Below are 3,875 nucleotides of genomic sequence, written 5' to 3' on the forward strand. Positions count from 1 at the left end.
GGTTCCACCGGCGGGTCTGGTGTCCGAAGTGGACGCCGCTGTCGAGCAGCTGGCGAATGGTGACGACGGCCATGGCCGTTCTCCTGTCCTGGCGCTTGCGCGCCTCTTGCGGTTGATTGCGCCGGACCGTTCGGCCGGCGAGCCTGGTGCCCGGACACACGCCCACTCGCAGCGCTTTCGCTCTGGAGACCGATGGGTGTGATGCCGCGCGACGCCCTTCGACAAGCTCAGGGACCGGCGAACCGGTTAGTCGCGCATTGGGCACGCGGAGTCACCCCGCACAGCGGGATGCCTTTCCAGTGTATCAGCCGCCGTCTCCTCCCCCGCATCCAGGGTGGGCCGCTCCCCACGGCCTTCGTCAACGGGCGCCCGTGCACGTCGGAAGCGGGCGACCCTGAGCTGTGCCCCGTCTACTCACGCTCCCGGTCGTCGTCGCGCTGCTCGCCTTCAGCGTCTCCGCGGCATCGCCAACCGCCGATGCCGCGGCAGGTCTCGCTCGCCCCGCGGTCGGGCTCGAGCTCGGCACCTCTGCGCTGCGCTGGGTGTGGCCGGTGCATCCGGTGCGGATCGTGGTGGCGTACATCGCCCCCGCGCATCGCTTCGGGCCGGGGCATCGCGGGATCGATCTGGCTGCCGCCGCGGGTGCCGAAGTCCGCGCCCCCGCCGACGGAGTGATCGCTTTCACGGGGAGCATCGCCGGCCGCGGGGTCGTCACGATCGACCACGACGGTGGGCTCGTCACCACCCTCGAACCGGTCGATGGTGCGGTGGCCGTCGGCCAGCGGGTGGACAGGGGCCAGAGGGTCGGCGTGACTTCGGTCGGCGGGCATGCGCCGCCTGGGACGATCCACTTCGGCGTGCGGCTGAGCGGCGAGTACGTCAACCCGCTGCTGCTGTTCGGCGCACTGCCTCGCGCGGTGCTGCTGCCCTGCTGCGACTGACTCCGGATGCCGCGACTACGCCCTCGGGTGAGCCAGCCGGTAAACCGCGGCGAGACGTTCGCTGGACACGTGGGTGTAGATCTGGGTGGTGCCGAGACTCGCGTGGCCGAGCAGTTCCTGAACCGTGCGCAGGTCAGCGCCCCCGTCCAGAAGATGGGTCGCGGCGGAGTGGCGGAGGGCGTGCGGCCCTGCGGCGCCGCCGACGATCGGGCCGAGGGTGCGGGCGACGAGATCGTAGACCGCGCGGGATCCGAGCCGGCCTCCGCGGGCGCCGAGGAACAGCGGACGATCGGCGGTGGACGATGCGCGACGGGCGGTGAGCGCGGGCCGGCCGCGCACGAGATAGGCCTCCAGCGCCTTCGACGCCGGCAGACCGTACGGCACCACGCGCTCCTTGTCTCCCTTTCCGGTCACGCGTGCCGTGCGGCGCTCGGGATCAAGGTCGTCTATGTCGAGGCCGCACAGCTCCGAGACACGCACCGCCGAGCCGTAGAGCAGCTCGAGGATGGCGTGATCCCGCAGCGCGATCGGATCGCCGCCGGATGCCGCGCGGGAGAGCTCATCGAGCAGGGACGACAGGGCGTCCGCGGCGGCCACCTTCGGGAGTGTCCGCCCACGCTTCGGCGAGACGAGTCGGAGCGACGGGTCCGACGTGACATGGCCGTGCTCCAGCGCCCAGGAGAACAGCCCCCGCACGRCCGCCGTACGCCGGGCGATCGTGGAACGCGCATCGCCGCGCTTGGTGGCCGCCCACAGCCACTCGCGGAGCAGCTCGAGATCGACATCCTCGAACTCGGTGGAGCCGGCGCTCGCGGCGAAATCGGCCAGGTCGGAGCGGTAGGCGCGCACGGTGGCATCGGACAGTCGCCGGACGTCGCGCAGATAGGCGGTGTACACCTCCGCCGCTTCGTCGATCCGCATACGGCCAGCATGCCCGCATCGGCCGACACCTGGTCCGCGGCGCTCCGCGCCCTGGCACAGGTCAGCCCACCGGAACCTTCCGCCAGCCCTGCGGCCCACCCTGCACGAGGCCTTCGAGTGCGAGGAGACCCAGCAGACTCTCGATCGCCGCAACGCTCATGCCGCTGCGCCGCGCGACGTCGGTCACGTCGCGCCATGCGCGGGTGCTGAGCGCGTCTGTCGCCCGCGTGCGGTGGTCGGTCCAGGGCCGGCCGTCGTCGGCGCCCATCGTGAACAGCGCCTCGTCGACAGCCTGCGCCCCTGGCTCGACCAGTCCGAGCAGCTCTCGCACATCGGCGCCGTCGGTGATGCAGGCGGCACCGAACTCGCGGAGCAGCCGGTGGCACCCGGCCGAGGCGGCGCTGGTCACCGGCCCCGGCACGGCTCCGAGGGGGCGTCCGAGTGACACGCCGTGCCCTGCCGTGTTGAGCGAGCCGCTGCGCCACCCTGCCTCGACCACCACCACGGCACCGGCCAAAGCGGCGATCAACCGATTCCGCTGCAGGAACCTCCACTTCGTGGGCGCGGAGCCGCAGGGCACCTCGCTGATCACCGCACCCGTGGCGGCGATGCGGTCGATCAGCTGCGCATGCCCGACCGGGTAGGAGCGGTCTGCGCCGCCGGCGAGGAGGGCCACGGTGAGGCCGCCGACGGCCAGCGCGGCGCGGTGGGCGGCCCCGTCGATCCCGTACGCCGCGCCCGACACGATCGGCACTCCCCCGCCGGCCAGGTCGGACGCGATCTCGACCGCGACGTGCTCGCCGTACGACGTCGCCGCCCGAGCCCCGACCACCGCCACCGACGGCCGGAGGCGACGGAGCGCCCCGACGTCGCCGCGCACCCAGAGGCACACCGGCGCGTGCGCGCCGAGGTCGTCAAGCTGGTCCGGCCAGTCCGGATCGGCCGGACCGACGAGGCGAATGCTCTGGCGCCGGGCGGTCTCGAGCGCGGTCGCCAGCGGATCGGCGGCCAGCCGCGGCTGCCATCGCTTCCACGCTTCGGTGAGCTCCCGCAGCGACAGTCCACCCAGCTGGTCGCGCGGTGGTCCCGCGAGCAGAGTGCGCAGCGCCCCCTCGGCGCCGAGAGTCTCGATCAGCCGACCGGCGATGCCGTCGCCGGGCTCGACGAGGTGACTCCAGACCGCTCTCGACCACCGATCGACGATCGCCTCGTCGCTCAGTTCGTCGATGCGGACGATGCCGGCGAGCTGCTGCCTGGCATGCCGAGCGCTCAGATCCAATGCCTTCATTGTGTGATCCCCTTCTTCAGATACAGCGCCCGGCCGATCTCGGCAGCGCCCAGACGGTCGCTGCCGGCGATATCCGCGATCGACCACGCGACGCGCAGCACCCGGTCGTAGCCCCGCAGCGTCAGCGCTCCGCGATGGAGCGCCGCATCGAGCAGGCGGCGCACCTCGGGGTCTGGCGCGAGCGGTCCCTGGCGCAGCCACGTGCCCGGCACCTGCGCGTTGAGGCGCCATGGCGTGCCGGCGAGCCGTGCCGCGGATCTCGCGCGCGCCTCGCGCACGCGCTCTCGGGCGGTCGCCGTGGTGACCGTCTCGCCCCCGGCCGTCACCGCGTGCGCGACAGCGACCCGGGCGAGCGAGAGCTCGATGTCGATGCGGTCCAGGAGCGGGCCGGAGAGCCTCCCGAGATAGCGGCGGATCGCCATCGGCGGGCAGCTGCATGAGCCGCCCTTGACGCCGTAGTCGCCGCACGGGCACGGGTTGGTCGCGAGCACGAGCTGGAACCGTGCGGGGAATGAGGCGGTGGCGCCCGCACGGTGGATCACGATGGCTCCGCTCTCCAGCGGCTGACGCAGCGCATCCAGCGCGTTCGACGGGAACTCGCCCGCTTCGTCGAGGAACAGGACTCCCTCGCTGGCGCGGGCGATCGCGCCCGGTCGCACCACCCGGGATCCGCCGCCGACCAGGGCCGCGACGCTCGCCGAGTGGTGCGGAGCCTCGAAAGGCGG

4 protein-coding genes are annotated in these 3,875 nt (G+C 72.8%); 1 reads left to right on the top strand and 3 read right to left on the bottom strand.

What is annotated here, in order from left to right:
• Window positions 1–401: 401 nt before the first annotated feature.
• Window positions 402–941, top strand: coding sequence for a murein hydrolase activator EnvC family protein (locus AC1DVT_RS18490; protein WP_477390660.1), 540 nt, complete (start codon window positions 402–404; stop codon window positions 939–941).
• Window positions 942–956: 15 nt separating this feature from the next.
• On the opposite strand, the gene AC1DVT_RS18495 is transcribed toward AC1DVT_RS18490, so the two are convergent.
• The 3 genes from AC1DVT_RS18495 to AC1DVT_RS18505 all read right to left on the bottom strand — a co-directional run.
• Entirely contained in the window at window positions 957–1,862 is a 906-nt protein-coding gene (locus AC1DVT_RS18495; RefSeq protein WP_477390662.1) for a tyrosine recombinase XerC, read from the bottom strand.
• A 61-nt stretch (window positions 1,863–1,923) separates the two neighbouring features.
• Window positions 1,924–3,150, bottom strand: coding sequence for a DNA-processing protein DprA (gene dprA / locus AC1DVT_RS18500; protein WP_477390664.1), 1,227 nt, complete (start codon window positions 3,148–3,150; stop codon window positions 1,924–1,926).
• The coding region (locus tag AC1DVT_RS18505; RefSeq protein ID WP_477390666.1) for an ATP-binding protein at window positions 3,147–3,875 on the bottom strand (729 nt) is incomplete at its 5' end. The genes AC1DVT_RS18505 and dprA, both read right to left, overlap by 4 nt.

It is taken from the genome of Microbacterium sp. P2_F9 (assembly GCF_056403635.1).